The sequence below is a fragment of the Burkholderia sp. B10 genome (assembly GCF_004368385.1).
Classification (GTDB): Bacteria; Pseudomonadota; Gammaproteobacteria; order Burkholderiales; family Burkholderiaceae; genus Burkholderia; species Burkholderia vietnamiensis.
The window spans coordinates 1-26678 of record NZ_PQMX01000066.1 but is presented as its reverse complement, the minus strand read 5'-3'; the positions used below and the strand labels follow the sequence as shown (position 1 = coordinate 26678).

Annotated in this window: 26 protein-coding genes, 1 tRNA gene, 1 pseudogene and 1 riboswitch; of the genes and pseudogenes, 7 read left to right on the top strand and 21 right to left on the bottom strand. The window is 66.9% G+C overall.

Annotated elements, in window-relative coordinates; all coding sequences use genetic code 11:
• From dnaK to C3Y15_RS25245, 3 genes are all read left to right on the top strand, one after another.
• Entirely contained in the window at window positions 1-1953 is a 1953-nt protein-coding gene (gene dnaK, locus C3Y15_RS25255; RefSeq protein WP_011883357.1) for a molecular chaperone DnaK, read from the top strand.
• A gap of 256 nt (window positions 1954-2209) precedes the next feature.
• Window positions 2210-3346, top strand: a complete 1137-nt coding sequence (dnaJ, locus tag C3Y15_RS25250; protein WP_011883359.1) for a molecular chaperone DnaJ — start codon at window positions 2210-2212, stop codon at window positions 3344-3346.
• A gap of 4 nt (window positions 3347-3350) precedes the next feature.
• Window positions 3351-5414, top strand: coding sequence for a bifunctional anthranilate synthase component I family protein/class IV aminotransferase (locus C3Y15_RS25245; RefSeq protein ID WP_134206882.1), 2064 nt, complete (start codon window positions 3351-3353; stop codon window positions 5412-5414).
• 116 nt (window positions 5415-5530) lie between these two features.
• Here the strand turns inward: C3Y15_RS25245 and panB are convergent, their stop codons facing one another.
• From panB to C3Y15_RS31845, 7 genes are read right to left on the bottom strand one after another with little or no spacing between them, the layout of a single operon-like run.
• Window positions 5531-6346 carry a 3-methyl-2-oxobutanoate hydroxymethyltransferase gene (gene panB / locus C3Y15_RS25240; protein ID WP_014722488.1) on the bottom strand — a complete coding sequence of 272 codons (816 nt, stop codon included), beginning with the start codon at window positions 6344-6346 and terminating at the stop codon, window positions 5531-5533.
• 47 nt (window positions 6347-6393) lie between these two features.
• Window positions 6394-7080, bottom strand: coding sequence for a deoxynucleoside kinase (locus C3Y15_RS25235; RefSeq protein ID WP_014722489.1), 687 nt, complete (start codon window positions 7078-7080; stop codon window positions 6394-6396).
• Window positions 7077-7619: a 2-amino-4-hydroxy-6-hydroxymethyldihydropteridine diphosphokinase gene (folK, locus tag C3Y15_RS25230; protein WP_034194455.1), complete on the bottom strand. Its 543-nt coding sequence runs from the start codon at window positions 7617-7619 to the stop codon at window positions 7077-7079. Before folK ends, C3Y15_RS25235 begins: the two co-directional genes overlap by 4 nt.
• 33 nt (window positions 7620-7652) lie before the next feature.
• Window positions 7653-9206, bottom strand: a complete 1554-nt coding sequence (gene pcnB, locus C3Y15_RS25225) for a polynucleotide adenylyltransferase PcnB (protein WP_011883369.1) — start codon at window positions 9204-9206, stop codon at window positions 7653-7655.
• Window positions 9207-9211: 5 nt separating this feature from the next.
• Window positions 9212-9889, bottom strand: a complete 678-nt coding sequence (locus C3Y15_RS25220; RefSeq protein WP_011883370.1) for an HAD family hydrolase — start codon at window positions 9887-9889, stop codon at window positions 9212-9214.
• 11 nt (window positions 9890-9900) lie between these two features.
• On the bottom strand, window positions 9901-10635 hold the full coding sequence (gene hda / locus C3Y15_RS25215; protein WP_011883371.1) for a DnaA regulatory inactivator Hda: 735 nt from the start codon (window positions 10633-10635) through the stop codon (window positions 9901-9903).
• Window positions 10636-10640: 5 nt separating this feature from the next.
• A complete protein-coding gene (locus tag C3Y15_RS31845; protein ID WP_162471374.1) occupies window positions 10641-10793 on the bottom strand; it encodes a hypothetical protein in 153 nt (50 codons plus the stop codon).
• Between the two features lie 92 nt (window positions 10794-10885).
• Between C3Y15_RS31845 and purM the strand changes: the two genes are divergently transcribed.
• Together purM and C3Y15_RS25205 are read left to right on the top strand one after the other, a co-directional pair.
• A complete protein-coding gene (gene purM / locus C3Y15_RS25210; protein ID WP_011883372.1) occupies window positions 10886-11941 on the top strand; it encodes a phosphoribosylformylglycinamidine cyclo-ligase in 1056 nt (351 codons plus the stop codon).
• Between the two features lie 107 nt (window positions 11942-12048).
• A complete protein-coding gene (locus C3Y15_RS25205) occupies window positions 12049-12429 on the top strand; it encodes a nuclear transport factor 2 family protein (protein WP_011883373.1) in 381 nt (126 codons plus the stop codon).
• A 26-nt stretch (window positions 12430-12455) separates the two neighbouring features.
• On the opposite strand, the gene miaA is transcribed toward C3Y15_RS25205, so the two are convergent.
• Together miaA and mutL are read right to left on the bottom strand one after the other, a co-directional pair.
• Window positions 12456-13430, bottom strand: a complete 975-nt coding sequence (miaA, locus tag C3Y15_RS25200) for a tRNA (adenosine(37)-N6)-dimethylallyltransferase MiaA (protein WP_069246145.1) — start codon at window positions 13428-13430, stop codon at window positions 12456-12458.
• Window positions 13427-15454: a DNA mismatch repair endonuclease MutL gene (gene mutL / locus C3Y15_RS25195; protein ID WP_034194459.1), complete on the bottom strand. Its 2028-nt coding sequence runs from the start codon at window positions 15452-15454 to the stop codon at window positions 13427-13429. Before mutL ends, miaA begins: the two co-directional genes overlap by 4 nt.
• Window positions 15455-15628: 174 nt before the next feature.
• Here mutL and C3Y15_RS25190 point away from each other — a divergent pair, with 174 nt between their 5' ends.
• Window positions 15629-16312 carry a DedA family protein gene (locus C3Y15_RS25190; RefSeq protein WP_014722494.1) on the top strand — a complete coding sequence of 228 codons (684 nt, stop codon included), beginning with the start codon at window positions 15629-15631 and terminating at the stop codon, window positions 16310-16312.
• Window positions 16313-16552: 240 nt separating this feature from the next.
• Here the strand turns inward: C3Y15_RS25190 and cysC are convergent, their stop codons facing one another.
• From cysC to C3Y15_RS25130, 12 genes are all read right to left on the bottom strand, one after another.
• Window positions 16553-17140 carry an adenylyl-sulfate kinase gene (cysC, locus tag C3Y15_RS25185; RefSeq protein ID WP_069239017.1) on the bottom strand — a complete coding sequence of 196 codons (588 nt, stop codon included), beginning with the start codon at window positions 17138-17140 and terminating at the stop codon, window positions 16553-16555.
• A gap of 505 nt (window positions 17141-17645) precedes the next feature.
• On the bottom strand, window positions 17646-18479 hold the full coding sequence (locus C3Y15_RS25180; RefSeq protein WP_014722496.1) for a class II glutamine amidotransferase: 834 nt from the start codon (window positions 18477-18479) through the stop codon (window positions 17646-17648).
• Window positions 18480-18595: 116 nt separating this feature from the next.
• A complete protein-coding gene (locus tag C3Y15_RS25175; protein ID WP_011883382.1) occupies window positions 18596-18925 on the bottom strand; it encodes a carboxymuconolactone decarboxylase family protein in 330 nt (109 codons plus the stop codon).
• A 609-nt stretch (window positions 18926-19534) separates the two neighbouring features.
• Window positions 19535-19610 (bottom strand) — tRNA-Lys (locus C3Y15_RS25170).
• 58 nt (window positions 19611-19668) lie between these two features.
• Entirely contained in the window at window positions 19669-20418 is a 750-nt protein-coding gene (ybgF, locus tag C3Y15_RS25165) for a tol-pal system protein YbgF (RefSeq protein WP_011883385.1), read from the bottom strand.
• 19 nt (window positions 20419-20437) lie between these two features.
• On the bottom strand, window positions 20438-20950 hold the full coding sequence (gene pal, locus C3Y15_RS25160; RefSeq protein ID WP_011883386.1) for a peptidoglycan-associated lipoprotein Pal: 513 nt from the start codon (window positions 20948-20950) through the stop codon (window positions 20438-20440).
• A 19-nt stretch (window positions 20951-20969) separates the two neighbouring features.
• Window positions 20970-22265, bottom strand: coding sequence for a Tol-Pal system beta propeller repeat protein TolB (tolB, locus tag C3Y15_RS25155; protein ID WP_011883392.1), 1296 nt, complete (start codon window positions 22263-22265; stop codon window positions 20970-20972).
• Window positions 22266-22374: 109 nt separating this feature from the next.
• Window positions 22375-23442, bottom strand: a complete 1068-nt coding sequence (gene tolA, locus C3Y15_RS25150; protein WP_034194460.1) for a cell envelope integrity protein TolA — start codon at window positions 23440-23442, stop codon at window positions 22375-22377.
• Window positions 23439-23888, bottom strand: a complete 450-nt coding sequence (tolR, locus tag C3Y15_RS25145) for a protein TolR (RefSeq protein ID WP_011883394.1) — start codon at window positions 23886-23888, stop codon at window positions 23439-23441. Before tolR ends, tolA begins: the two co-directional genes overlap by 4 nt.
• A 10-nt stretch (window positions 23889-23898) precedes the next feature.
• Entirely contained in the window at window positions 23899-24576 is a 678-nt protein-coding gene (tolQ, locus tag C3Y15_RS25140; RefSeq protein ID WP_011883396.1) for a protein TolQ, read from the bottom strand.
• 133 nt (window positions 24577-24709) lie between these two features.
• Window positions 24710-25180, bottom strand: a complete 471-nt coding sequence (gene ybgC / locus C3Y15_RS25135) for a tol-pal system-associated acyl-CoA thioesterase (protein WP_059605673.1) — start codon at window positions 25178-25180, stop codon at window positions 24710-24712.
• A gap of 109 nt (window positions 25181-25289) precedes the next feature.
• Entirely contained in the window at window positions 25290-26036 is a 747-nt protein-coding gene (locus C3Y15_RS25130) for an SDR family oxidoreductase (protein ID WP_011883400.1), read from the bottom strand.
• A 180-nt stretch (window positions 26037-26216) separates the two neighbouring features.
• Window positions 26217-26317: riboswitch (ZMP/ZTP riboswitch) on the top strand.
• A 137-nt stretch (window positions 26318-26454) separates the two neighbouring features.
• Here C3Y15_RS25130 and glyA point away from each other — a divergent pair.
• Window positions 26455-26678 (top strand): annotated as a pseudogene (gene glyA, locus C3Y15_RS25120) (serine hydroxymethyltransferase); the annotation flags it as partial.

The window sequence follows — 26678 nt, the reverse complement described above, 5'->3', positions numbered from 1 at the left end:
ATGGGAAAGATCATCGGTATTGACCTCGGCACCACGAACTCGTGCGTCGCCATCATGGAAGGCAATCAGGTCAAGGTCATCGAGAACTCGGAAGGCGCGCGCACGACGCCGTCGATCATCGCCTACATGGACGATAACGAAGTGCTCGTCGGCGCACCGGCCAAGCGTCAGTCCGTGACCAACCCGAAGAACACGCTGTTCGCGGTGAAGCGCCTGATCGGCCGTCGCTTCGAAGAGAAGGAAGTCCAGAAGGACATCGGCCTGATGCCGTACGCGATCATCAAGGCCGACAACGGCGACGCATGGGTCGAAGCGCACGGCGAGAAGCTCGCGCCGCCGCAGATTTCGGCTGAAGTGCTGCGCAAGATGAAGAAGACGGCCGAAGACTACCTCGGCGAGCCGGTCACGGAAGCCGTGATCACGGTGCCGGCGTACTTCAACGACAGCCAGCGTCAGGCGACCAAGGACGCCGGCCGCATCGCGGGCCTCGAAGTCAAGCGGATCATCAACGAGCCGACCGCCGCGGCGCTCGCGTTCGGCCTCGACAAGGCAGAGAAGGGTGACCGCAAGATCGCCGTGTACGACCTCGGCGGCGGTACGTTCGACGTGTCGATCATCGAAATCGCGGACGTCGACGGCGAAATGCAGTTCGAAGTGCTGTCGACCAACGGCGACACGTTCCTCGGCGGCGAAGACTTCGACCAGCGCATCATCGATTACATCATCGGCGAGTTCAAGAAGGAGCAGGGCGTCGACCTGTCGAAGGACGTGCTCGCGCTGCAGCGCCTGAAGGAAGCGGCCGAAAAGGCGAAGATCGAGCTGTCGTCGAGCCAGCAGACCGAAATCAACCTGCCGTACATCACGGCGGACGCATCGGGTCCGAAGCACTTGAACCTGAAGATCACCCGCGCGAAGCTGGAAGCGCTGGTGGAAGACCTCGTCGAGCGCACGATCGAACCGTGCCGCATCGCGATCAAGGACGCCGGCGTCAAGGTGTCGGACATCGACGACGTGATCCTGGTCGGCGGCCAGACCCGCATGCCGAAGGTGCAGGAGAAGGTGAAGGAGTTCTTCGGCAAGGAACCGCGCCGTGACGTGAACCCGGACGAAGCCGTCGCGGTTGGCGCGGCGATCCAGGGCCAGGTTCTGTCGGGCGACCGCAAGGACGTGCTGCTGCTCGACGTGACCCCGCTGTCGCTCGGCATCGAGACGCTCGGCGGCGTGATGACGAAGATGATCACCAAGAACACGACGATCCCGACGAAGCACTCGCAGGTGTATTCGACGGCGGACGACAACCAGTCGGCCGTGACGATCAAGGTGTTCCAGGGCGAACGCGAGATGGCCGCGGGCAACAAGCTGCTCGGCGAGTTCAACCTCGAAGGCATCCCGCCCGCACCGCGCGGCGTGCCGCAGATCGAAGTGACCTTCGACATCGACGCGAACGGCATCCTGCACGTCGGCGCGAAGGACAAGGCGACCGGCAAGGAAAACAAGATCACGATCAAGGCGAACTCGGGCCTGTCCGACGCCGAAATCGACCAGATGATCAAGGACGCGGAAGCGAACGCGGCGGAAGACCACAAGCTGCGTGAGCTGGCCGATTCGCGCAACCAGGGCGACGCGCTCGTCCACAGCACGAAGAAGGCGCTCACCGAGTACGGCGACAAGCTGGACGCGGGCGAGAAGGAAAAGATCGAAGCGGCGCTGAAGTCGCTCGAGGACGTCCTGAAGGATACGTCGGCCGACAAGGCGGCGATCGACGCGAAGGTCGAGGAGCTCGGCAAGGCTTCGCAGAAGCTCGGCGAAAAGATGTACGCCGACATGCAGGCGCAGCAGGCCGGTGCGGCGGGCGCGGCAGGTGCAGCGGAAGGCGCGGCCCATGCGGGCGGCGCGCAGCAGGCAGCTGACGACGTCGTCGACGCCGAGTTCAAGGAAGTGAAGAAGGACTAAGCCGGGTTGCCATGGCACCGCACGCCGCGCACGACGCGCGGTGTGCGGTGCGGCTGAACAGCGGTCTGTCTTTCCTTCCGGATGGCCGGATCGACTCCACGCCTGGCGGGCCTCGCGGCCCTCCGGGCACATTTGTTTTTTGGCGGGTGCTGCGTGAGCCGTCCGCGGACGGTGCAGCGCCAGACGAGTCGAGAGACTTTACTGCGGGCGAAAGGAGCCGCCGCGTGCGCGATGCGTGGCGGCACAGTGAATCGATATGGCGAAACGGGATTACTACGAGGTTCTGGGCGTCGCGAAGAATGCGAGCGACGACGAAATCAAGAAGGCATATCGCAAGCTTGCGATGAAGTACCACCCCGACCGCAATCCGGACAACAAGGATGCGGAAGAGCATTTCAAGGAGGCGAAGGAAGCCTATGAAATGCTGTCGGACGGCCAGAAGCGTGCAGCGTACGACCAGTATGGCCACGCAGGCGTCGATCCGAACATGGCCGGCGCGGGCGGTCAGGGCTTCGGCGGCTTCGCGGATGCGTTCGGCGACATCTTCGGCGACATCTTCGGTCAGGCCGCGGGCGGCGCCGCGCGCGGCGGCCGCGGCGGCCCGCAGGTGTATCGCGGCGCGGACCTGCGCTACAGCATGGAGATCACGCTGGAGCAGGCCGCGCACGGCTACGATACGCAGATCCGCGTGCCGAGCTGGGTGTCGTGCGAAGTCTGTCACGGCTCGGGCGCGAAGCCCGGCACGAAGCCGGAAACCTGCCCGACCTGTCACGGCCAGGGCACGGTGCGCATGTCGCAGGGCTTCTTCAGCATCCAGCAGACCTGCCCGAAGTGTCACGGCACCGGCACCTACATCCCCGAACCGTGCGCGCACTGCCATGGCTCGGGCAAGGTGAAGGAAACCAAGACGCTCGAGGTGAAGATCCCGGCCGGCATCGACGACGGGATGCGGATCCGCTCGGCCGGCAACGGCGAGCCGGGCATCAACGGCGGGCCGCCGGGCGACCTGTACGTCGAGATCCACATCAAGCCGCACGCGGTGTTCGAGCGCGACGGCGACGATCTGCACTGCCAGATGCCGATCCCGTTCACGACCGCCGCGCTCGGCGGCGAGATCGAGGTGCCGACGCTGGCCGGCCGCGCGTCGTTCCCGGTGCCGGAAGGCACGCAGTCGGGCAAGACGTTCCGGCTGCGCGGCAAGGGCATCAAGGGGCTGCGCTCGAGCATCGCCGGCGATCTGTACGTGCACGTGCAGGTCGAGACGCCGGTGAAGCTGACCGACCAGCAGCGCGACCTGCTCAAGCAGTTCGAGAAGTCGCTGGCCGAGGGCGGTGCGCGTCACAGCCCGCAGAGCAAGAGCTGGTTCGACCGCATGAAGAGCTTCTTCGAGTGAACGCATGACTGAAGGCTGCGAGAGCGCGTCGTTCGCGCTCTTGGACGATTGCGACTCGACCGCGTCCGCACGGTCGAGTCGTTTGTATTCCGGTTTCGTGCACGAACGCGTCTGCACGGATCCGGCACGGCTCGACGAGGTCGACGCGGCGCTCGCGCAGGATCTGCGCGACGGGCTGCATGCGGTCGTCGTCGGCGATTACGAATTCGGGCGCAATCTGCAACGAGCGCAGCCGGGCGACGCCCCGCTGCGCTTTTTGCTGTATGCGCGCTGCGAGCGCCTGTCGCGCGACGAAGCCGACGCATGGCTCGCGCAGCAGGACGGCGGCGGCCCGCCGTCGATCGCGGGCGTCGCGCATGTCGCCAAGAGCGTGTCGCGCGACGCATTCGACGCGGCGATAGCGGCCGTGCACGACGCGCTGCGCGCGGGCGATTCGTACCAGATCAACTACACGTATCGGCTGAATTTCGACATGTTCGGCACGCCGCTCGCGCTGTACCGGCGGCTGCGCGCGCGTCAGCCGGTGCGTTACGGCGCGCTGATCGCGCTGCCCGACGGCGCGTGGGTCGTATCGTGTTCGCCGGAGCTGTTCGTCGAGAAGCACGGCGACGTGCTGCGCGCGCGGCCGATGAAGGGCACCGCACCGCGCTCGGCCGATCCGCACGAAGATGCCGCGGCGGCCGCGTTCCTCGCGAACGATCCGAAGAACCGCGCCGAAAACGTGATGATCGTCGACCTGCTGCGCAACGACGTGTCGCGCATCGCCCGCACGGGCTCGGTGAAGGTGCCGGCGCTGTTCTCGGTCGAGCCGTATGCGTCGGTGTGGCAGATGACGTCGACCGTCGAGGCCGGCTGGCGCGATGGCACCACGTTCGCGCAGATGCTGCGCGCGCTGTTTCCGTGCGGGTCGATCACCGGCGCGCCGAAGCACAAGACGATGGAGCTGATCGATGCGATCGAGGCGACGCCGCGCGGGCTCTACACGGGTGCGATCGGCTGGCTCGATGCGCCGCACGGGGCGTCGAGCGGCGCGGCCGGTTGCGGCGACTTCTGCCTGTCGGTCGCGATCCGGACGCTGAGGATCGAGGCGGCTGAAGCAGTCGAGGCGTTGGAAGCACCTGAAGCACACAGAGCATCCCAAGCACCTCAAGCACCTCAAGCACCCGAAGCACCCGAAGCACCCGAAGCACCCGAAGCACCCGAAGCACCCGAAGCACCCGAAGCACCCGAAGCACCCGAAGCACCCGAAGCACCCGAAGCACCCACCGCGATCCCCCCGGTGGGTTCTCCTGCCACAGCCGCCGCCTCTACCGGCCGTTGGCGCGGCACGATGGGCGTGGGCGCGGGCATCGTCCTCGACAGCGTGGCCGCCGACGAATACGCGGAGTGCGAATTGAAAGCGCGTTTCCTGACCGACGCCGATCCCGGCTTCCGCTTGTTCGAAACCACCGCCGCGACGCGCGCGGCCGGCATCCGCCACGTCGAGCGCCATCTCGCCCGGCTGCAACGCAGCGCCGACGCGTTCGGCTTTCGCTTCGACGCCGCCGCGTTGCGCCGCGCGATCGACGCGCGCTGCGCGGCGCTCGACGGCGACGGCCCGTACCGGATGAAGCTCGCGCTCGCGAAGGACGGAACGCTCGAGATCACCGTCGCGGCGCTGCAGCCGCTGCCGGCGGGGCCGGTCGGTGTGATGCTTGCGTCTGCGCACGGCTTCGCGCCGACGCGCAGCGACGACGCGCTGCTGCTGCACAAGACGACCCACCGTGCCGAATACGACCGCGCATGGCAGGCGGCCGAGGCGCTCGGCGGCTTCGACATGCTGTTCGTCAACGAGCGCGGCGAGGTGACCGAAGGCGGTCGCTCGAACCTGTTCGTGAAGCTCGACGGGCGCTGGGTCACGCCGCCGCTGGCGAGCGGCGTGCTGCCGGGCGTGATGCGCGGCGTGCTGCTCGACGATCCGGCGTTCGACGCGCTGGAGCGGATCGTCACGCGCGACGACCTCGCGCGCGCGGATGCGCTGCTGCTCACCAACGCGCTGCGCGGCGCGCTCGACGCCGTGTTGAAATGATCCACTGATGGCCCGCGCGGCGTGCCGTATAGATAAAAAAGCGCGGCGTCCCGTACAGGACGCCGCGCTTTTTTGTCCGGGCCGCGCGCCCGGCGAGCGAGCGGCCGGCCCGCGGATCAGAACGAATGCTCGGGGCCGGGGAACGTGCGCTCCTTCACCGCGCTGACGTACGCTTCGACGGCGGCCTGGATGCTCGGCTGGCCTTGCATGAAATCTTTCACGAAGCGCGGCCGCTTGCCGGGGAAGATGCCCAGCATGTCGTGCAGCACCAGCACCTGGCCCGAGCAATCGAGCCCCGCGCCGATCCCGATCGTCGGGATCTTCAGCATGTGCGTGACTTCGGCGGCCACGAGCGTCGGCACCGCTTCGAGCACGACGAGCTGCGCGCCGGCGTCCTCGATCGCGCGCGCGTCGCGCAGCAACTGCGCGGCGCCGGCTTCGGTGCGGCCCTGAACCTTGAAGCCGCCGAACGCATGCACCGACTGCGGCGTGAGGCCGAGATGCGCGCACACCGGCACCGAGCGTTCGACGAGAAAGCGGATCGTGTCGGCGAGCCATTCGCCGCCTTCGAGCTTGACCATCTGCGCGCCCGCGCGCATCAGCGCGACCGAATGGGCGAACGCTTCTGCGGGCGTGCCGTAGGTGCCGAACGGCAGATCGGCGACGACCAGCGCGCGCGGCTGCACGCGCGCGACGCACGCGGTGTGGTACGCGATGTCGTCGAGCGACACGGGCAGCGTGGTCGTGTGGCCTTGCAGCACGTTGCCGAGCGAGTCGCCGATCAGCAGCACGTCGGTGCCGGCGCGATCGAGCAGCGCGGCGAAGCTCGCGTCGTAGCAGGTCAGCATCGCGATCTTCTCGCCGGCTTCGCGCATTGCCTGCAGCTTCGGCACAGTGATCGCAGGCCGGCTCGATTCCTGGAGATAGGTCATGGGGAAATCCGGTTCGAATGGGGGAGGAACGGCGGGCGGTGCGCGCGTCAGCGCGTCGTCTCGCCCTTGACGAAGAATTCCTTGCGGCCGCGCATCGTGTCGATGCGCTCGATCAGCAGCGCGAGGTCTTCGGGGGAATCCAGCGGGTTCAGATGTTCGGCCGCGACCGTCAGTACCGGCGTGCGGTCGTAGTGATAGAAGAATTCGTTGTAGGCGTCGACCAGCGCGCGCAGGTACGCGTCGCTGATCTGCAGCTCCATCGGCAGGCCGCGCTTCTGGATGCGCGAGAACAGCACCTCGGGGCTCGCCTGCAGATAGACGACCAGATCGGGCGCGGGCGCCTGCGGTACGTCGACGTGCGCGGCGATCGCGCGGTACAGCTGCCATTCGTCTTCTGGCAGGTTCAGCCGCGCGAAGATGTCGTTCTTCTGCGGCATGAAATCGGCGACCACCGGCCGGCCGGTGTCGAGCGCGCCGAGCAGCTCGCGCGCCTGCTGCGCGCGCTGCAGCGCGAACGCGAGCTGCGCGGGCAGCGCGTAGCGCGCGGTGTCGCGGTAGAAGCGTTCGAGAAACGGGTTGTCCTGCGGGCGCTCGAGCAGCGCCTGCATCGACCAGCGTTCGGCGAGCAGGCGCGCCAGCGTCGTCTTGCCGACGCCGATCGGGCCTTCGATCACCAGGTAGCGGTGCGGGGCGCGCAGATCGGGCGCGGTGACGGTCAGCGGAGCATTGTTCATCGGCAGCGGTTCTTGTCGGCGTCTGCGCCGGCGGCGAGGGCCTTCTGCATCAGGCATTGGCAGGTCTGCACCTTCTCGACGCGCTGATCGGCGACGGCCGCGAGAAATGCGTCGGCGCGGCCGCGCAGCGGGATGTCGAGCGCCGGGTCGATTTCGATGAGCGGCACGAGCGCGAAGGCGCGGTCGGTGAGGCGGGGATGCGGGACGATCAGGTCGGGCTCGTCGATCGCATCGGTGCCGAACAGCAGGATGTCGAGGTCGAGCGTGCGCGGTGCGTTGCGATACGGGCGCTCGCGCCCGAAGTGATGTTCGATCTTCTGGCAGAGCGCGAGCAGCTCGCGGGCCGACAGCGTCGTGTCGAGCTTGACGACGCAGTTGTAGTAATCGTCGCCGCTCGCTTCGAACGGCGCCGTGCGATACAGGCTCGATTTGCCGAGGACCGAGATGGCGCGCTGCTGTGCCAGGCACACCACCGCGTCCTTCAGAGTCTGGCGCGCATCGCCGAGATTCGCCCCCAGTCCGATATATGCAACCGTCATGGCATCACTTCCTACGTCGTTCGCCAGCGAGCGTCAGTCGCCCGAACCGCCCTCGGTGTCCCGCGACTGCTCGGCTGCACCTTCGCCCGGCTGGCGGTTTCGCGCGCCGCCGCGGCGGCGCCGCTTGCGCGGCGATTTTTCCTTCGGACCGCCCTGCGTGAGGAGGGCCTCACGCGCGGCTGCATCGCCTTCGATGAAATCCGTCCACCACTGGCCGACCTCTGCATCGAGCTCGCCGGATTCGCAGCGTAACAGGAGGAAATCATACCCCGCTCTAAATCTTTGGTGTTCCAGCAGCCGCATCGCGCTGCGGCCCGAGCGCTTCTCGAGGCGCAGCTGCAGCCCCCAGATCTCGCGCATGTCGGCCGAGTAGCGCTTGTGGATCGCGAGCTTCTCGGTCTGCATGTCGAGCACGTCGTCCATCGCGCGATGCAGGGCCGGCACCGGGAATTCGCCGTCGGCCGAGTATTGCTCGAAGCGCTGGCGCATGTCGTGCCACAGCAGCGTCGCGAACAGGAAGCCGGGCGACACCGGCTTGCCGGCGCGCACGCGCGCGTCGGTGTTGTTCAGCGCGAGCGTGATGAACTTCTCGCCCTGCGGCTGTTCGAGCACGACGTCGAGCAGCGGCAGCAGCCCGTGGTGCAGCCCCTGCTCGCGCAGCTGCTTCAGGCACGCGAGCGCGTGGCCCGACAGCAGCAGCTTCAGCATCTCGTCGAACAGGCGCGCGGCCGGCACGTTGTTGATCAGGTCGGCCAGCGGCTTGATCGGCTCGCGCGTGTGCGGCTCGATCTCGAAGCCGAGCTTCGCCGCGAAGCGCACCACGCGCAGCATCCGCACCGGATCCTCGCGATAGCGGGTGGCCGGATCGCCGATCATCCGCAGCAGACGGGCGCGCATGTCGGCCATCCCGTCGTGGTAATCGAGCACCGTCTGCGTCGACGGGTCGTAGTACATCGCGTTGATCGTGAAGTCGCGGCGCGCCGCGTCTTCGTGCTGCTCGCCCCAGACGTTGTCGCGCAGCACGCGGCCGCTCGCGTCGACCGCATGCGTACGGCGATCGAGCTCGTCGCGCTTCAGGCGCTTCGGCGGCTCGGCCGGCGCGGCCTCGGGCGGCGCATCGACCAGCGCGCGGAACGTCGACACCTCGATCAGCTCCTGACCGAACTGCACGTGCACGATCTGGAAGCGGCGGCCGATCAGGCGGGCGCGGCGGAACAGGCGCTGCACCTCGGTCGGCGTCGCGTCGGTCGCGACGTCGAAGTCCTTCGGCGCGATCCCGAACAGCAGGTCGCGCACCGCGCCGCCGACGATGAACGCACGGAAGCCCGCCTGCTGCAGCGTGTCGGTCACGCGCACCGCGTTCTTCGAGATCAGCGACGGATCGATCCGGTGCACGCTGGCCGGCACGACGGTCGGTTCGTGGTTGCTGCGCGGCTTCTTCGCCGCGGCGGTGCCGCGGCTGCCCTTGGCGGCGCGCGGCGAGGTGGCGGGCGGTTCGGCCGAGGCCGAAGCTGAGGCTGCTGCGGCCGGGGCCGCTTGCTCGGCGCCGTCCTGGCCGAGCAGCTTGCGAATGAATTTTTTGATCACGACGTTCAGAAGAGGTCCAGGATGCGCCAGCCGCGGTTGCTTGCATGCGCGCGCAGCGTGTCGTCGGGGTTGGTCGCGATCGGGTCGGTGACTTTCTCGAGCAACGGGATGTCGTTGTGCGAGTCGCTGTAGAAGTAGCTGTGCTCGAAGTCGTCCCAGTGCTTGCCGAGCGACGCGAGCCATGCTTCGGTGCGCACGATCTTGCCTTCGCGATAGCTCGGCGTGCCGGTCGGCCGGCCCGTGTACGGCGAGTCGGGATGCCCGTCGGTCGTTTCGACTTCGCACGCGATCAGCGTCTCGACGCCGAACGCGGTCGCAATCGGGCGCGTGATGAATTCGTTGGTCGCCGTCACGACGCAGCACAGATCGCCGGCGTCGAGGTGCTTGCGCACCAGCTCGAGCGCGGCGGGCGTCATCGCGGGGCGGATCACCTCGTGCATGTACTGCTCGTGCCATTCGGCCAGCTGCGCGCGCGAATACTTCGCGAGCGGCGTGAGCATCGCGCACAGGTACGCGTGGATGTCGAGCTTGCCGGCCTTGTAGTCGGCGAAGAACTGATCGTTCTGACGCGAGAAGCTTTCCGCGTCGACGATGCCGAGCTTCACCATGAAGCGACCCCATTCGTGGTCGCTATCGGTCGGGATCAGCGTGTGATCGAGGTCAAAGAGTGCCAGATTAGTCATGGAAGGGCATTTTACTCGAAGCGGTTCGGGCCTGTGCCGGGCGGCGCGATGTCGTCGCCCGGGCGCGCCAGCATCCGGCGCAGCAGCGGCAGCGTGACCGCGCGCTTCTGCTCGAGCGAGAAGCGGTCGAGCGCGTCGAGCAGCGCCATCAGGCTCGGCATGTCACGGCGGAAATGGGTCAGCAGGTACGCGGCGATGTCGTCGGTGAGTGCGATGCCGCGCTCCTTCGCCGCGAGCTTCAGCACGGCGATCTTGCCGGCGTCGGACGGCGGCGACAGGTGGAACACCAGCCCCCAGCCGAGCCGCGTGCGCAGGTCTTCGCGCACGTCGAGCGCGAGCGGCGCCGCGGGGCCCGCGGCCACGAACGCGCTCGACGGATGCGCGCGGACTTCGTTGAACAGGTTGAACAGCGCGACCTGCTGCGTGTCGCTCATCTTGTCGCAGTCGTCGATCGCGTAGATGCCGATGCGCGGGTCGAACGTGAACGCGCCGAGCGGGCTCTGCGGCGTCAGGTAGCGCGCATAGCCGTACGACGCGTCGCTCACGAGCGCCTGCAGCAGGTGGGTGCGGCCGCTGCCCGGCTCGCCCCAGATGTAGAACGACCGGTCCGGCACGGGGCCCGCCGCGAGCGCGAGGTCGAGCTTCTGGAGCCGCGACACGAGCTCGTCGTTCTCCTCGTTCATGATGAAGTTGTCGAACGTGGCGGGCGGCGGCGTGCCGAGATCGAGCGTCAGTTGACGGGTCACGACGGTCACAATGCGAGGCGGTTGACGAAACGCGTGCCGTACGCGGGGCACGCACCGGGGATCGCGCCGACACCGGCCGCCCGCGTGGCCGCGCGCATCCGCGTGCGCAGCGTGGCGCACGGCTCGCGGAGCGGGAAAAACGGGGACGTGTCGACCAAGATGCAATCCCTGACGAATCGGTGCTGGGAATTCCGGCCAACGGGCCGGCTTCGGGTAAAATCGCATTTTACCGACCTTCTCGCATTCCCCCATGAATCCTCCGAAATCCGCTCCCGACGCTCAGGGTCTGTCCTACCGCGACGCAGGCGTCGACATCGACGCGGGCGACGCGCTCATCGACAAGATCAAGCCTTTTGCGAAGAAAACGCTGCGCGACGGCGTGCTCGGCGGCATCGGCGGCTTCGGCGCGCTGTTCGAAGTGCCGAAGAAGTACCGGGAGCCCGTGCTCGTGTCGGGCACCGACGGCGTGGGCACCAAGCTGAAGCTCGCATTTCATCTGAACAAACACGACACGGTCGGCCAGGATCTGGTCGCGATGAGCGTGAACGACATCCTCGTGCAAGGCGCCGAGCCGCTGTTCTTCCTCGACTACTTCGCCTGCGGCAAGCTCGACGTCGACACGGCCGCGACCGTCGTCAAGGGCATCGCCCATGGCTGCGAGCTGTCGGGCTGCGCGCTGATCGGCGGCGAAACGGCCGAGATGCCGGGCATGTACCCGGACGGCGAATACGACCTGGCCGGTTTTGCGGTCGGCGCGGTCGAGAAGAGCAAGATCATCGACGGCAGCACGATCGGCGCAGGCGACGTGGTGCTCGGCCTCGCATCGAGCGGCATCCATTCGAACGGCTTCTCGCTGGTGCGCAAGATCATCGAGCGCGCGAACCCCGACCTGTCGGCCGATTTCCACGGCCGCTCGCTGGCCGACACGCTGATGGCGCCCACCCGCATCTACGTGAAGCCGCTGCTCGCGCTGATGCAGAAGCTGACGGTGAAGGGCATGGCGCACATCACCGGCGGCGGCCTCGTCGAGAACATTCCGCGCGTGCTGCGCGAAGGCCTCACCGCCGAGCTCGACCAGAACGCCTGGCCGCTGCCGCCGCTGTTCAAGTGGCTGCAGGAGCACGGCGGCGTTGCGGACGCCGAAATGCACCGCGTGTTCAACTGCGGGATCGGGATGGCCGTGATCGTCGCGGCAGCCGATGCGGACGCGGCGATCGCCGACCTGACGGCCGCCGGCGAGCAGGTGTGGAAGATCGGCACCGTGCGTGCGAGCCGCGAAGGCGAGGCGCAGACGGTCGTGGTCTGACGCGCCGCCGCAGCATGCAGTGACGAAAGCCGCCCGGAGACGATCCGGGCGGTTTTTTTTCGCGCTCGGCGCGGGCGTGCCGATGCGGCATTGAAGGAGGGACGACGATGACCGAAGACGAACACGCGATTCGCACGCTGGTGGAAACCTGGTTCGTGTCGAGCCGCCGCGGCGATCTGGCGACCGTGCTCGACCTGATCGCCGACGATGCGATCTTCATGGTCGCCGGCCAGCCGCCGTTCGACAAGGCGGCGTTCGCAGCCGCATCGCGCGGCGCGCACGCGGCGGCCGTCGACGGCCGTTACCGGATCGACGAGCTGCGCGTGATGGGCGACTGGGCGTATCTGCGCAATTTCATCGAGATCGACGCGACGCCGCCGGGCGGCGACACCGTGCGGCGCTCGGGCCACACGCTGACGATCTTCCGCAAGCGCGACGGCCGCTGGCAGCTGGTGCGCGACGCCAATCTCGTGACGCTCGCGCAGTAAGTGCGGCGGCTCGCGACGCGGGCGCGTCAGCGCGCGGCGAGGCCGTCGAGCACGCGCTCGAGCGCATCGAGCGCCTGCGCGGTCGAATCGCGTGCGATGCAGTCGACCACGATCCGTTCGGGCATCGCGCGCAGCCACGTGATCTGCCGTTTGCACAGCTGGCGCGTCGCGAAGATGCCCTTGTCGCGCATCGTCCGGTAGTCGATGGCGCCGTCGAGGTACTCCCACGCCTGCCGGTAGCCGACGCAGCGCATCGACGGCAGCCCCAGATGAAGATCCTCGCGGCGGCGCAGTCGTTCGACTTCGTCGATGAAGCCCGCCTCGAGCATCGCGTCGAAGCGCTGCGCGATGCGCGCATGCAGCACCGCGCGGTCCGACGGCTCGAGCGCGACCGGCACGAAGCGGTAGGCGGCGGCCGCATCGTCCGCGGCGCGCGGCGCGGCGAGCAGCGTGGACATCGGTTGCCCGCTCAGCATGCACACCTCGAGCGCGCGCTGGATGCGCTGCGCATCGTTCGGCGCGAGCCGCGCGGCGGTCGCCGGATCGATCCGCGCGAGCCGCGCATGAAGCGCGGGCCAGCCGTCGCGTGCGGCGTCGGCATCGAGTTCCGCGCGCAGCGCCGGGTCGGCGCCCGGCAGGTCGTTGAGCCCCTGCGTCAGCGCCTTGTAGTACAGCATCGTGCCGCCGGCGAGCAGCGGCGTGTTGCCGCGCGCGGCGATCTCGCCGATCAGCCGCAGCGTGTCCGCGCGAAAGCTCGCGGCCGAGTACGAATCGGCCGGGTCGATGATGTCGATCAGATGGTGCGGCACGCGCGCGCGTTCGTCGCGCGTCGGTTTCGCGGTGCCGATATCCATGTCGCGGTAGACCAGCGCCGAATCGACGCTGACGATCTCGATCGGCCGGCGCGCGGCCAGCGCGAGCGCGGCGGCCGTCTTGCCGGACGCGGTGGGGCCGAGCAGGCATGCGATCGTCGTCGGACGGGACTGCAACGAAACGCTCATTGGCCGCGCATGAACAGGCGGTCGAGGTCGTTCAGCGTCAGCTGATACCACGTCGGTCGGCCGTGATTGCATTGATCGGCGCGCTCGGTCGCTTCCATCTGCCGCAGCAGCGCGTTCATCTCGTCGAGCGTCAGGCGCCGGTTCGCGCGCACCGCGTGGTGACACGCGAGCGTGCCGAGCAGCTCGTGCTGGCGCTCGGTGAGCACGCGCGAGCCGCCGAACGCATGCAGATCGGCCAGCACCGCGCGGGCGAGCGACTGCAGGTCGGCATCCTTCAGCAGCGCGGGCACCGCGCGGATCGCAAGCGTCGTCGGCGACAGCACCGCGAGATCGAAGCCGAGCGATTCGAGCGTGTCGCGCTCTTCCTCGACGGTGCCGATCTCGACCGGCGTCGCCGTCATCGATATCGGCAGCAGCAGCGACTGCACGGCGACCGTGCGATCGGCGAGCGCGTTCTTGAACTGCTCGTAGAGAATTCGTTCGTGGGCCGCGTGCATGTCGACGATCACGAGGCCGTGCGCGTTTTGCGCGAGCACATAGATCCCGTGGATCTGGCCGAGCGCGAAGCCGAGCGGCTGCTCGTCGTGCGCGGCGGCCGCGAGCGGCATGGCGGCGAAGCCGGGCAGCGGAGTGCGCGACGGGTCGGCTGGATCGGCGGAATCGCGTGCGATCAGCGGCGTGCCGGCGGCCGTGTCCTTGCGGCCGAACAGCGCGTCGTAGAGCGCGAGCGGCTGTGCGACCGGCAGCGTGCCCTGCGTCATGCGCGCCTGACGCATCCACGTGCTGCCGGGCGACGAGGCGGACGAGGTGGACGAAGTGGACGAGGAGCCCGACGACGCACCGAACGAAGCCGCCGGCGAAAAGCCCGTCGCGCCCGTGCCCGCCGCGCTGCGCTGACCGAGCGGCGTATCGCCGAACGAGGCGGGCTCGCGTGGCGTGGCTTCGAGGTGCGCGGCGTGGCCGCCGGCGGTCGTGTCCGGCGACGCGCCCGCATGGCGCGCGAGCGCGCGCTGCACCGCGTGGAACACGTATTGGTGGATCGAGCGCGAATCGCGGAAGCGCACTTCGATCTTCGACGGATGCACGTTCACGTCGACGGCTTCCGGCGGCAGGTCGAGGAACAGCACGTAGGACGGATAGCGGTCGCCGTGCAGCACGTCCTCATACGCGGCGCGCACCGCGTGCGTGAGCAGCTTGTCGCGCACGAAGCGGCCGTTCACGAAGAAGTATTGCTGGTCCGCGCGGCCGCGGCTCGCGGTCGGCAGGCCGGCGCAGCCGTATACGGCCAGCGGCCCGGCCCGTTCGTCGAGCGGCAGATGGGCGGTCGCGAAGCCGTCGCCGAGGATCTTCGCGACGCGCTGCGCCGGTTCGCTCGCGTTCCAGTGCTCGACGGCCTTGCCGTTGTGCAGCACCGAGATCGCGACGTCCGGGCGTGCGAGCGCCGCGCGGCGGATCATTTCAATGCAGTGGCCGAACTCGGTCTGCTCGCTTTTCAGGAATTTGCGGCGCGCGGGCGTGTTGAAGTACAGCTCGCGCACCTCGATCGTCGTGCCGACCGCGCCGGCGGCCGGCGACAGCGCGCCGGTCGTCGCGTCGATCTTCGTCGCATGCGCGACGTCGGCCGTGCGGCTGGTGATCGCCAGCTCGGCGACCGACGCGATCGACGCCAGCGCTTCGCCGCGAAAACCGAGCGTCGCCACGGCCTCGAGCTCTTCGAGCGAGCGGATCTTGCTGGTCGCGTGGCGCATCAGCGCGAGCGGCAGCTCGTCGGGCGGAATGCCGCAGCCGTCGTCGGTGATCGAGATGCGCTTGACGCCGCCTTCCTCGAGCACGATGCGCAGCGAGCGCGCGCCGGCGTCCATCGCGTTCTCGAGCAATTCCTTGACGACCGACGCCGGGCGCTCGACGACCTCGCCGGCCGCGATCTGGCTGATCAGCTGGTCGGGCAGCGGCAGGATCGCGCGCAGGCGGCGCGGGGCAGGGGCGGACGCGTCGCCCGCGACCGTTTGGGTGATTTCGGACATGGCCGAATTATAGCGACGCGGCGGCGGCGTGCCGGAGCCGCCGGCCGTTACGTTTTTTCACGGAGCCTTAAGGTAGTTTCGGTATCATGGGGCTCCGTTGCGCGCGCCGCCTTGTCCGGCGGGCGTTCACGCTTGTTCCGGCCGGTCCGGCCCTTCGCCTTCGAGGAATCGCATTTGGATACGCTGCTTCATTTCGTCAACCTGGTCCTGCACATCGACGCGTTCCTCGGCGACTTCATCCGGCAGTACGGCGCATGGGTGTATCTGGTGTTGTTCCTGATCGTGTTCTGCGAGACGGGGCTCGTCGTGCTGCCGTTCCTGCCCGGCGATTCGCTGCTGTTCATCGGCGGTGCGTTCGCGGCAACCGGCGACATGAACGTCGGCGCGTTGATCGCGCTGCTGCTCGTCGCGGCGACGGCCGGCAATACCGTCAACTACCTGATCGGCCGCTGGATCGGGCCGAAGGTGTTCAATACGCATATCCCGGTGCTCGAGCGCTTCCTCGATCGCGCGGCGCTGCAGAAGACGCATTCGTTCTACGACAAGCATGGCGGCAAGACGATCGTGCTCGCGCGGTTCATCCCGGTGGTGCGCACGTTCGCGCCGTTCGTCGCCGGTGCATCGGCGATGAGCTTCACGCGCTTCCAGTTGTTCAACGTGATCGGGGCGCTCCTGTGGGTGCTGCTGCTGGTGCTGCTCGGTTACTTCTTCGGCAATATTCCGTTCATCCGGCAGTACCTGAACGTGATCGTGCTGGCGGGGATCGGCGCCGCCGTCGTGCCGGTTGCGCTCGGTGCGTTGTGGAAGCTGGTGCGCGGGCGGCAGTCGGGCAGCACGCAGAAGACGGGCGGACGCTGAGCAGGCGCGGTTTCTGTCGATTGAAGTAAAAAGCGGGGCAGCTCGACGGGAGCTGCCCCGCTTTTTTGTGCATTGGTTGCGGTGCGGGTGCGCAGGCGGCGCATGCGGCGCTCGACGAAGGAATCGACGTGCAGCCGCTGCCGTGGATGACCGGACGACCCGGATGCGGGGCGCGCCGCAGTCGATGTGTTGCGCGTGCTCGCCGCAATGGTGTCTCGATGCTTGCAGTGCGAGCGCGGCCTACAACGGCAATTGCCGCATGATCTCGGCCACGCAGGCGTCGGGGCTCGCCTCCGCCGTCCTCACGTGTACTTCGGGCGACTCCGGTTGCTCGTACGGCGAGCCGATGCCGGTGAATTGCTGGATGGTTCCGCGTCGCGCCAACACGTACAGCCCCTTCGGATCGCGTGCCTCGGCAACCTCCAGCGCCACGTCGACGAATACCTCGACGAAGGTGCCGGGCGCGAAGCGCGCACGCGCTTGGGCGCGTGCGTCCGCGAACGGCGAGATCAGCGCGGCGATCACGATGAAGCCCGCATCCGTCATCAGCCGCGCCACTTCGGCCGTGCGTCGGATGTTCTCGCGCCGGTCGGCATCGCTGAAGCCGAGATCCCGGTTCAACCCTTCGCGCAGCGTGTCGCCGTCGAGCAGATAAGTTCGATGCCCGAGCGCGTCCAGCTGCAGCTTCAGCAAGCTGGCGAGCGTGGACTTGCCGGCGCCCGACACGCCCGTCAGCCACACGACGAACGGGCGCGGGTTCGGGCCCGAAAATGCGCTGCGGCCGCCGGACAATGGATCGGGCGGAGAAGGATTGGCAGGATGATTCATTTCAGAGCCGATATGCCGAAAATCGAGGGGCAATTTTGTTTTGAGTCGATCTGTCGATCGCAATGTCGGCCGATTGTAACGTGCTTTTCGATGTCTCGTAAATTTCCTATCTTATTACGAAATATTGCAGCGGAGGGTGCGCGACTGGCAATTTCCACGGACTGCGTAACAATTTGAAATAAGGGTGGTAATCGAATTGAAACGAACCCAGGCATTATTGCCGCCGCCTTGCCCGGTATGGCTGACATCGCATCAGCGTATCGCGCGCGTAATGGCGTGACTTTCCATTTCGGCACGGATAATGCGGTGGCGAGTATTTCCGTTTTAAATAGAATTGCCAGATTAAAATGGGGCCGTAAGATGGTTCGTTAATCGGATGTCAATCTCGAGGATTTTAGAATCATATTTTTTGCGCGAGGTTTTACGCCGCGAATTTCCGCGGATAAATATCCCCTGGCGCAATGCCGCGCCCTCGGCAAGTGACTGATATTCCGAGAAAAGCGCGTCACTTGTGCCTTGGATTGAATGGCCGCTGCTGTACATCGGCCCCATGCGCGACGATTGCCGTGCTTTCGGGCACTTCTTCCCATGCGCCGCGCAGGTCGACGAGCGGCTCGGATACGACCATGAACGCATCGTTGCCCACTTCCGCGATACGCGGATTGTGCGGATACAGTTCGTGCAAATGCCTGAACGACGTGCTGTGGAACAGCGATCGCGATTGCCGTTCGCTCGAATAGCGCGCCGCGACGATCCGCTCGCCGTCGGTCGCGCAGACCGTCATGTTGAGCGGCTCGGCGACGCGATACCGCGCCGCGGTTTCCTCGATCACGCCGACCATGCGCTCGAGCGCGGGCAGCGGGGCTTGCTCCAGGCCGTAGGTCAGCGCGAGACGAAACATCAATTCGGAGTCGGTCGAGCCTTCCAGCGTCGAGAACAGCGCGGGGTCGACCTTCATCGTCAGGTCGCGGCGCAGCTTGTGGAAATCGCGGATCAGCCCATTGTGCGCGAACAGCCAGCGGCCGTGGCGGAACGGATGGCAGTTGGTTTCCTGCACGGGCCCATCGGTCGCCGCGCGGATATGCGCGACGAACATGCGCGAGTGGATCGCGCGGGCCGCTTCGCGCAGATTGCGGTCGTTCCAGGCGGGATGCACGGAGCGGTAGCGGAACGGCAGTTCATCGGGATGGCCGTACCAGCCGATCCCGAAGCCGTCGCCGTTGGTCGTCGTCACGCCGAGTTCCGAATGCAGGCTCTGGTCGATCAGCGAATGCTTCGCGCGAAACAGCACGGTCTCGAGCGGGATCGGATTGCCGGTGTAGGCGAGCCAGCGGCACATGGAGCGCTCCTTCGCGATGAACTGTCGCGCATGGTAGCGGAGTTCGCGGCGGCCGGCCCGCTGGACTGGCCGCCGCGATCGTCGGGTGACGATTCGGCGGCTACGCGGCGCGCGCGTCAGTCGCCGAGCGCGTCCATCACGCGTGCCGAGTAGACGAGCGCCGCGCCCGCATTCAGCGCGATCGCGACGCCGAGCGCCTCGGCCACTTCCTCCTTGGTCGCGCCGTGCTTCGCGGCTTCGGCAGTGTGCACCGCGATACAGCCGTCGCAGCGTGTCGTGACGGCCACCGCGAGGGCGATCAGCTCGCGCGTCTTCGCGTCGAGATGGCCCGTCTTCGCGCCGGCGCCCGACAGCGCCTTGTAGCCGGCCAACGTGTCGGGCGAGAGCTTCGCGATGTCGCCGATGCGAGTCGTCAGTTCCTTCCGGTATTCGTTCCAGTTCAGCATGATGCGTCCTTTGGATGGGTTGAGCGGCTGGTGCCGCGATCTCGGGCGATGCATGGCTATTCTGGGCGTTACGGATGAGGGTTTCGATAGCCGATAGCGACATTTTTGGCGTAAACGTCTCATGGACGCGTGGCGTCGATGGTTGTCGTCGGGCAGGAAGTCACGTCGAGGTGAAGGATGCATGCGGCGGCCTTGCCCGGGCCGGCGTCGACCGTCCGCTCGCGATGTCGCATGGTCGCGTTTCATCTGTTGCCGGTCGATCTCGGCGCGACATTTCCGTGGAAGGGTATTGGCCCGTTCGTCGTGGGGAGCCGGACGATGCGCGCGTGGCGCGTTCCTGCAGCAGACGCGGCGCGGGCGAAGCGGCGATCGGGTTAGCGCTCGGCTCGCACTCGGAGCAGGCGTTCCGTGCGGTGCTCGGTGCGACGCTGCGGCGATGGCTGCGCACGCAGCGTGCAGGATGACGCGAACGAGCGTGGTCGTCGCGGCGAGGATGTCGGAGAACGGGTAGGGCGATGGAGACGCGGCCGCGGCAGCCCGGGGACTCAACCGGCGAGCATCAATGAAAAAGGGGCTTCCGGTTTCCCGGAAGCCCCTTTTTTACATCCTTGGTAGGCCGTGCGTGACTCGAACACGCGACCAACGGATTAAAAGTCCGCTGCTCTACCAACTGAGCTAACGACCCAAAGAGCAAAAGATTATAGCGGCGGGTCGTATACCTGTCAACGACCCGTCGCGACGATTTACTTGATGCTCTCGATCTTGCCCTGCGCCGTCTGCGCCGCGTTCGACCCGGCGTACTGCGATACGACCTGCTCGAACGTCTTCTTCGCGGCCGCCTTCTGGCCTTGTTCCAGCTGGTTCGTGCCGATCGCGACGAGCGCATCGGCCGCGCGCGGATGCTGCGGATACTTGCTCACGATCGCCTGCCAAGTCGCCGTCGACCCGCGGTAGTCGCGCAGCGCGTATTGCGCATTGCCGAGCCAGTATTGCGCGGTCGGCTGGTACGGGCTTTGCGGATACTTCGCGATGAAGCTGCGGAACGACGCCGCGGCAGCCTTGAAATTGCCGTTGCGGAACTGCTGCTGCGCCGCGCTGAGCGCATCCGTTTCACCGGGCTGAACGGTGCCTTCGACACCATCGATCGTCGCCTGTTGCGGCTCGAACTTCTTGAGCCGCGTGTCGAGATCCTGGTAGTACTCCTTCTGCTGCCGTTCGAGCGTCGTCAGCCGGTTCGTCAGGTCCTCGTTCTCGCCGCGTAGCGTTGCGACCTGCTGGTTCAGCTGGTCGATACGGCCGGATTGATCGAGGATCGTACGCTGGGCTGCCGACAACTGGCTGGCCAGGTTGTCGCTCTTGCTGCGCAGATCGAGCACGGCGCGGCGCGCCTCGTTGTCGTCGAACATGCCGGCGTGCGCCGGCGCGGCCGACCACGCCGCGCCGACGACGCAGAACGCTGCGGCAACGCGCAGCCAGGATACACGGTGCGTCATACGGCAATTCTTCCGTTACTTACTGTTGGTAGACGAGGTCGGCGCGACGGTTCTGCGCCCACGATGCTTCGTCGTGGCCCGTTGCCTGCGGCTTTTCCTTGCCGAGGCTCACGGCTTCCATCTGCGAGTCGTTCACGCCGAGCAGCGCCATCGCGCGGCGGACGGCTTCCGCACGCTTCTGGCCCAGCGCGAGGTTGTACTCGCTGGTGCCGCGTTCGTCGGTGTTGCCCTGGATCAGCACGTGACGCTGCGGGTGGCTCTTCAGGTACTGAGCGTGTTGCTGCAGCAGCGGCTGGTACTCGTCCTTCACCGAATAGCTGTCGAAGTCGAAGTAGATGCTGCGCTTCGCGAGCGGGCTGTTCGGATCGTTCAGCGGATCGACGTTCACTTGCGCGACGTTGTCGGCGCTCGGCTGCGTGCTGACCGCGCCGGCGTTGTTCGCCTTGTCGTCGAGCTTCACGCCCGATTTGCACGCTGCGAGCGCGCTGATCATCATCACGGCCAGAGCCAGACGAGCTTTATTCGACATCATGGTTACTCTCCTTGTGTGGTCATTGCATGAAGGGTCCCCACGACGGCTCACGAACGGAGCCGCCCTGGACGGACAGAATCTGCGGCGGCGCGCTGCCGTCGGTGGGCACTGCTGCCAGCACGTTGCGGCCGCCCGACTGGGTCGCGTAGAGAATGTACTGGCCGTTAGCCGCGAAGCTCGGCGATTCGTCGCGATTGGTGTTCGTGATGGCGTTCGCCGCGCCGGTCTGCAAATCCTGGACGTACAGCTTGAACCCCCCGCCGGTGCGGGAGATGTAGGCGAGCAGCTTGCCGTCCGGGCTCACGCGCGGGCTCGTGTTGTAGCTGCCCGTGAAGGTCACGCGCTGGGCCGCGCCGGCGCTTTCGCCTTGCGCGGGCATCCGGTAGATCTGCGGCGCGCCGCCGCGGTCGCTCGTGAAGTAGATCCAGTGGCCGTCCGGCGAATAGAACGGCTCGGTGTCGATCGAGCTGCTCTGCGTGAGCCGGCGCAGCCCGCCGCCGTTGGCGTTGACCGTATAGATCTGCGTATTGCCCGTCAGCGACAGCGCGACGGCCAGCGTGTTGCCGTCCGGCGACCACGCCGGTGCGCTGTTGTTGCCCTTCTGGTCGGAGACCATATAGCGGCGGCCGGTCGGCAGGTCGTGGATGTAGACGATCGGCTTCTTGCGCTCGAACGACACGTAGGCAACCTTCGTGCCGCTCGGCGACCACGCCGGCGAGATGATCGGCTCGGTGCTCGACAGCGCGATGCGCGCGTTCTGGCCGTCCGAATCCGAGATCTGCAGCTGGTAGCGGTTGCCCGTCTTGATCACGTACGACAGGCGCGTGGCGAATACGCCGCGCACGCCGAGCAGTTTCTGGTAGATGTAGTCGGCGATCTTGTGGCCGGCGGTGCGCAGCGTGGTGTCGTTCGCGGTCAGCGACAGGCCGCCGAGGCTCTGCTGCTTGACGGTGTCGTACAGGATGAAGTTCACCTTGTACTGACCGTTCGCTTCGCGGTTCACGCTGCCGGCGACGAACGCGTTCGCGCCCTTGGCCTTCCAGGCGCCGAGATCGACCGAGGCGGTCTCGGGCACGGGCGTGCTGCCGGCGTCGATGTTGGTGAATTTGCCGCTGCGGGCGAGGTCGGCGCGCACGATCGACGTGACCTGCTGCGGCAGGCCCGCCTCGTTCGCGAAATTCGCGGTCGCGATGGGGAACTGGGTCGATCCGACGCCGGTGATCAGCACGTTGACCTGCGCGTTAGCGGCGCCGCCGGCCGCAATCAGACACGATGCCACGAGTGCCCTGAAACCTAGTTTCGTCATCAAACTCATGCTTCTTGCTTCCCATGTGACTTGGATCGCTGCGCAAGCGCAGAGACAGTAAAAATACCCTGTTCGTTCCCGTTTCGCAGCGAAGCCCGGAGTGTAAGCGCATTTCCGTTCACTCCGCCGCCTTGAAGGTAATCGTAATGCTCGATGGGGTACGACCGTCAGTATCGGGCGGCAACGGTACCGACGCCTGGATCGCGCTGACCACCGCCTGATCCCACCCCGAATTGCCGCTCGGCCGCGCGACCGATACGCTCAGCAGGTCGCCCGACGGCGTGCAGCGAATCTTCACGACGGTCGTCAATCCGGCGCGCTCGCCGCCCCAGACGATGTTCGGCTTCACGCGACGGCGCACCTTGTCCGCATAGCCGGGCGAGGCCGCGTTGCCGCCGGAGCCCGTGCCGGTGCCGCTTTTCGCGAGCCCCTGGCCGCCGCCGTCGCCCGCGCCCGCGAGACCCTGCAACTGCGCGAGGCGCGCATTTCGTTCCCGGTCGAGCTTGGCCTTGGCCGCCGCGTCGGCCTTCGCGCGCGCGGCCGCTTCGGCCTTTGCCTTAGCCTGCGCGTCCGCCTTTTCCTTTGCGGCTGCGTCGGCCTTCGCCTTGGCTGCCTGCTGGGCCTCGAGCTGCGCCTGCTTCTGCTGCTGGAGCTTTTGCTGCTCCAGTTTCTGCTGTTCGAGCTTTTGCTGCTCGGCGAGTTGCTGCTTGAGCTTCGCCGCCTGCTTCTGCTTTTCGCGTTCGGCGGCCTTTTCCGCGGCGAGCGCTGCCGCTTGCCGGGCCGCCAGCTGGGCGCGCCGCGCTTCCTCTTCCTGCTGCTTCAGCTGCTGCTCGCGGCGCTGCTGCTCGAGCTGCGCTTCGCGTGCGGCCGCCTCTTGTTGCTGGCGCTTCTTCTGCTGCAACGCGATGTCCGCCTGTTCGTCTCTCACCGGGGGAGGGGGCGGCGCGACCTTCACGGGCGGCGTCGGTGCGACGACGGGCCGCGGTGCGGGAACGTCGGGGACCTCGGTCCACAGTTCGGCTTCGGCGCCGGCCGGCGTGCTGTTCTGCCACTGCACGCCGTGGTACAGGAACAGCGCGAGCAGGACGTGCATCAGCGCGGCGAGCGCGAACGCGCGCCAGGTGCCGCGCTCGCGTGGCGGTTGCGACGGGTAGGTGTTGCCGCGCGTGGGTTGCTGCCGGTTCATTGCGATTTGACGAGGAGGCCGACGCGCTTGACGCCGCGCGCCTTCAGATCCGACATCACGGTCATGACCGCATCGTACTGCACGGTCTTGTCGGCCGCGATCACCACCGGCTGGTCCGGATGGTCGGCCTGCCGGGCCACGATGAAGCTGTCGAGCTCGGCCTTGGTCATCGTGTCTTCCTGCGTCGCGCCGGAGTCGCCCTTGTACTTGACGCTCATCGTGCGGTCGGCGTTGATGTTGACGACGACGGGCGGCGTCTGCTCCTGCGGCGCGGCATTGCCGACGGTCGGCAGATTGATGATCGACGGGGCGACGAGCGGCGCCGTCACCATGAAGATCACCAGCAGCACGAGCATCACGTCGATATACGGCACGACGTTGATGTCGGCCATCGCGCGGCGCGAGCGGCCGCCGCGCATGCTGGATCGAATGGGACTTCCTGCCATGGCGAGCTCCTTACTGGGCCTGACGCTGCAGGATGTTCGAGAATTCTTCGATGAAGGTCTCGAAGCGGATCGCGAGGCGGTCGATGTCGTGCGCGTAGCGGTTGTACGCGACCACGGCCGGAATCGCGGCGAACAGGCCGATCGCGGTGGCGACGAGCGCCTCGGCGATGCCCGGCGCGACGTTCGCGAGCGTGGCCTGCTGCACGTTCGCGAGGCCGCGGAACGAATTCATGATGCCCCACACGGTGCCGAACAGACCGATGTACGGGCTGACCGAGCCGACCGACGCGAGGAACGCGAGATTCGCTTCGAGCACGTCCATTTCGCGCTGGAACGCCGCGCGCATCGCGCGGCGTGCGCCGTCGAGCACGAGGCCCGGATCGCTCAGGCGCTTTTCCTTCGCCTTCAGGAATTCACGCATGCCGGCTTCGAAGATGCGCTCGAGCGCGCCGATCGTGTGGCGGTTATTGGCTGCGCTCTGGTACAGCGCCTGCAGGTCGCCGCCCGACCAGAAATCCTTTTCGAAGCGCTCGGTCTGCGCGCGTGCGCGGCGGATCGCGAACCACTTGCGGAAGATAAAGGTCCACGACATCAGCGACAGCAGCAACAGCAGCCCCATCACGGCCTGGGCGAGCACGCTCGCGTTGAGGACGAGGGAAATGATCGACAGGTCTTGAGATGTGTTCATAGAGATTTGAGTAACGTCCCTTCGGGGGTGCCCGGCAAGGGCGCACGGGTGCGTGCGGTACGGCGCGCCGACGCAGCCCTGGCGCGGAACCTTGCTTAGTATCGATTCAGGAAGGCAAGTTCATGGCCTTTGTCTAAACGGGGCTCATTCGAGCTTCGTTGACGGGCCCGCGTTGCAGTGCATCGAGGACGACCGGCGGGATCGCCGCGGGACGGATACCGGAACGGTCGACGCAGCCGAGGCGGATATGCCCGGCGACCAGCAGCGTGTCGCCACGCCACGCTTCCTGCGTGAACTCCACCGACGCGCGGCCGATGCGTGCCGGGCGGCTCGTGATCGCGAGTGCGTCGTCGAGTCGCGCCGGCGCGCGGTAGTCGACCGACGTGCTGCGAACGATGAAGATCGCGCCCGTGTCGTCGGCGAGCTGGCGCTGATCGATGCCGCACGCGCGCAGCCACTCGGTGCGGGCGCGCTCGAAGAACTTCAGGTAGTTGGCATAGAAGACGATGCCGCCTGCATCGGTATCCTCGTAGTACACGCGCACCGGCCAGATGAAGCCGCGCAAGGTGTCCGGAGAGCGGGTAGGCTGAGTCATGGCGCGCATTCTACCGGAAGGCCGGGGCCCGATTCGTTACGGTTTGGTAACGGAATGTAGTGCCGCACGGCACGACGCGGGTCGCCCGTGGCGGGCCCGCGGCGCGCGGTGCCAGGCGTCAGCCGCGATGGACCGTCAGACCGGCCGGCGCTTGCGCGACCGGCATCATCTCGATCGTATTGATGTTGACGTGCGCGGGGCGCGTCGCGATCCAGTAGATGGTGTCGGCAATATCCTCGGCTGTGAGCGGCTGGACGTTTTGATAGACGTTCGCTGCTTTCGCGTCGTCGCCGCGGTAGCGCACGTTCGAGAACTCCGTGCCGCCGCAGAGGCCGGGCTCGATGTCGGTGACGCGCAGCGGCGTGCCGACGAGGTCGGCGCGCAGATTCAGGCTGAATTGTCTGACGAAAGCCTTGGTTGCGCCGTATACGTTTCCGCCGGGATACGGGTAGGTGCCGGCGACCGAACCGAGGTTGAAGATGTGGCCGCGGCCGCGCGCGATCATCCCGGGCAGCAGCGTGTGCGTGACCGTCACGAGACCGGTGCAGTTCGTGTCGATCATCGTGTGCCATTCGTCGAGGCTGGCGTTCTGGGCCGGCTCGACACCGAGCGCGAGGCCGGCGTTGTTGACCAGCACGTCGAGCGCCGCGAATTCGGCGGGAAGGGCGGCCGGCACCGCTTCGACGGCGGCGCGGTCGCGCACGTCGAGTTCGAACGGCAGCAGCGCGTCGCCCAGTTCCGCGGCGAGCGCATCGAGGCGATCCTTGCGGCGCGCGGTGGCGACGACGCGGTGGCCGCCCTTGACGAAGGCACGGGAGATGGCTGCGCCGAAGCCGGCGGACGCGCCTGTGACGAACACGATCATTGCTGCTGCTCCTGGTCGATGACGAAGTGGCCAATAGTATCGCGCAAGCCTACTGAGATTGCCGCACCGCGGCAAGGCGCGGAAGCGCGCGGGCCCGGCGCGCGGAATCCGGCCCTCATTGATTCGGCGGGGGAGGCGCGGTTGCCTATTCATGACGCATCCAATAAACTAACGCGCTCATCACCCCTGCGTGACTGGCGATAGAACCCTTCGGGTTCAAGGTGGAGCATCCCACCGTGAAGCGCGGGGCGCCGTTTTTGCCGTTCGCCTGGGCAGCCGTTGTGCGCCGTCGCGTGCATCGCCGGTGGCTGTCCTGTCTCGCGTCATACGGATTCTTCCGCCACGTCGAGCTGGTTCCACCAGCAACGCAATGTACTCGGCCGCACCGGTCAACCTGTACACACTTAACGGAAACCGTATGTTTGACAGAGCCCAAAGCACCATCGCGAACGTCGATCCCGAGATCTTTGCTGCGATCGAGCAGGAAAACCGCCGCCAGGAAGACCACATCGAGTTGATCGCGTCGGAAAACTACACGAGCCCGGCCGTGATGGCCGCACAGGGCTCGCAGCTCACGAACAAGTACGCGGAAGGTTATCCGGGCAAGCGCTACTACGGCGGCTGCGAGTACGTCGACGTGGT

Coding starts and splice junctions, on each gene's coding strand:
- panB (WP_014722488.1), bottom strand. CDS start 6,346: ATGACCTATCTCCAGGAATCGAGCCGGCCTGCGATCACTGTGCCGAAG.
- C3Y15_RS25205 (WP_011883373.1), top strand. CDS start 12,049: ATGACCGAAGACGAACACGCGATTCGCACGCTGGTGGAAACCTGGTTC.
- C3Y15_RS25180 (WP_014722496.1), bottom strand. CDS start 18,479: ATGTGCCGCTGGCTCGCCTACACCGGCAATCCGATCCCGCTCGAGACC.
- C3Y15_RS25175 (WP_011883382.1), bottom strand. CDS start 18,925: ATGCTGAACTGGAACGAATACCGGAAGGAACTGACGACTCGCATCGGC.
- purM (WP_011883372.1), top strand. CDS start 10,886: ATGAATCCTCCGAAATCCGCTCCCGACGCTCAGGGTCTGTCCTACCGC.
- tolB (WP_011883392.1), bottom strand. CDS start 22,265: ATGAGTTTGATGACGAAACTAGGTTTCAGGGCACTCGTGGCATCGTGT.
- tolQ (WP_011883396.1), bottom strand. CDS start 24,576: ATGAACACATCTCAAGACCTGTCGATCATTTCCCTCGTCCTCAACGCG.
- mutL (WP_034194459.1), bottom strand. CDS start 15,454: ATGTCCGAAATCACCCAAACGGTCGCGGGCGACGCGTCCGCCCCTGCC.
- tolR (WP_011883394.1), bottom strand. CDS start 23,888: ATGGCAGGAAGTCCCATTCGATCCAGCATGCGCGGCGGCCGCTCGCGC.
- folK (WP_034194455.1), bottom strand. CDS start 7,619: ATGACGGTTGCATATATCGGACTGGGGGCGAATCTCGGCGATGCGCGC.
- dnaK (WP_011883357.1), top strand. CDS start 1: ATGGGAAAGATCATCGGTATTGACCTCGGCACCACGAACTCGTGCGTC.
- miaA (WP_069246145.1), bottom strand. CDS start 13,430: ATGAGCGTTTCGTTGCAGTCCCGTCCGACGACGATCGCATGCCTGCTC.
- C3Y15_RS25245 (WP_134206882.1), top strand. CDS start 3,351: ATGACTGAAGGCTGCGAGAGCGCGTCGTTCGCGCTCTTGGACGATTGC.
- dnaJ (WP_011883359.1), top strand. CDS start 2,210: ATGGCGAAACGGGATTACTACGAGGTTCTGGGCGTCGCGAAGAATGCG.
- ybgF (WP_011883385.1), bottom strand. CDS start 20,418: ATGACGCACCGTGTATCCTGGCTGCGCGTTGCCGCAGCGTTCTGCGTC.
- C3Y15_RS25235 (WP_014722489.1), bottom strand. CDS start 7,080: ATGAACAATGCTCCGCTGACCGTCACCGCGCCCGATCTGCGCGCCCCG.
- ybgC (WP_059605673.1), bottom strand. CDS start 25,180: ATGCGCGCCATGACTCAGCCTACCCGCTCTCCGGACACCTTGCGCGGC.
- C3Y15_RS25220 (WP_011883370.1), bottom strand. CDS start 9,889: ATGACTAATCTGGCACTCTTTGACCTCGATCACACGCTGATCCCGACC.
- tolA (WP_034194460.1), bottom strand. CDS start 23,442: ATGAACCGGCAGCAACCCACGCGCGGCAACACCTACCCGTCGCAACCG.
- C3Y15_RS25130 (WP_011883400.1), bottom strand. CDS start 26,036: ATGATCGTGTTCGTCACAGGCGCGTCCGCCGGCTTCGGCGCAGCCATC.
- pal (WP_011883386.1), bottom strand. CDS start 20,950: ATGATGTCGAATAAAGCTCGTCTGGCTCTGGCCGTGATGATGATCAGC.
- cysC (WP_069239017.1), bottom strand. CDS start 17,140: ATGAATCATCCTGCCAATCCTTCTCCGCCCGATCCATTGTCCGGCGGC.